Annotated in this window: 2 protein-coding genes; both read left to right on the plus strand. The window is 38.3% G+C overall.

Annotated features, from left to right (window positions below; genetic code table 11):
* The coding region (locus tag ACTWQL_RS24770; RefSeq protein ID WP_443145008.1) for a transposase at positions 1 to 617 on the plus strand (617 nt) is incomplete at its 5' end.
* Positions 618 to 622: 5 nt separating this feature from the next.
* Positions 623 to 1437: IS3 family transposase (locus ACTWQL_RS24775; RefSeq protein ID WP_443145009.1), on the plus strand; the 815-nt coding region annotated here is incomplete at its 3' end.

The following is a 1437-nucleotide window of genomic DNA, read 5'->3' on the forward strand; positions in this document are numbered from 1 at the left end:
GGTACTTACCCCCGAAAGTTAGAGTAGAAAATCTGACTTTCGGGGGTGTTTTTATGGCTAAATACAGCGAGGAATTTAAAATAAAGCTTGTCACCGAGTATTTATCTGGCAATCTTGGATATGGATCATTGGCAAAAAAGTATAATTTGGGAAGCCATACACCAATAGTTGAATGGGTGAAAACCTATAAATCTCAGGGCATAGAAGGGTTAAAACGAAGGAAGACGAAGAAGGAGTATTCTGTTCAATTTAAATTAGATACGATACAATTTATATTAAATACAGGTGCTTCTTATCTAGAAACTGCTCATCAATTTTCTTTAAACAATCCTTCCTTAATTAAACGATGGTTAAAGGCATATCGTAAACAAGGAATTGAAGGCCTGGAACCGAGATCAAAGGGGCGACCTTCTATGTCTAAGAAAACCAATAAGCAGAAGAAAAAGGAAGAAAAGAAGTTAACACGCGAAGAAGAATTAGAACGAGAGAATGAATTACTGCGGCTAGAAAATGCATACCTAAAAAAGTTGAGAGCTTTTCGGGAGAATCCGAATGCCTTCCACGAAAAGCACAAGCAAAGCTCGCATTCGAACTTAAAGAAGAGGGATTCCGATTAAAAGATATCCTCCTTGTAGTGAGGATTCCAGAAGCAACCTATCATTATCATGTGAAGAATTTCGGCAAAGAGGATCCGAATACAGAAATAAAAGGGCTGATTTCTTCCCTATTTAAAAAATTCCATGAACGGTATGGGTACAAACGTATCACGAGAGAATTAAAGAAATTAGGGCATCACATCAATCATAAAAAAGTGTATCGTTTAATGCGGGAACTAGGCTTAAAATGTGTAAAATTCATGCGGAAATCCCGCAAATACAATTCCTACAAGGGGAACGTTGGAAAGGTTGCGAAAAACCGATTATCACGTCGCTTTAGCACCCCCTTCCCTCTCCAAAAATTAGTAACGGACACTACAGAATTTAAATGTCTAAACGGAGAGAAGTTATATTTCAATCCAATTCTTGATCTCTATAACGGAGAAATAATAGCTTATGGAATCAGGAAACGCCCAACGTTAAATCTAGTCACGGAGCCCTTACAGAAAACGATAGAAATAATAAAAAATCACGCAACCTATCGAACCACCATCCATTCCGATCAAGGTTGGCATTACCAGCACAACGAATGGGTGAGGACATTAAAAGGCAATAAAGTATTTCATAGCATGTCCCGCAAAGCAACTTGCGCAGACAACGCAGCAATGGAAAACTTCTTTGGGATTTTGAAGCAGGAAATGTATTATGGGGAAGCTTTAGTAAGCTATGAGGAATTAGAAAGCCGAGTTGAAGAATATATCCACTGGTACAATCATGAACGTTCAAAAGAAAAATTGGATGGACTGAGTCCAGTCGAATACCGAACTCAATCCATCCAATC

The sequence above is a fragment of the Pseudalkalibacillus sp. R45 genome (assembly GCF_052246725.1).
Lineage (GTDB): Bacteria > Bacillota > Bacilli > Bacillales > Fictibacillaceae > Pseudalkalibacillus.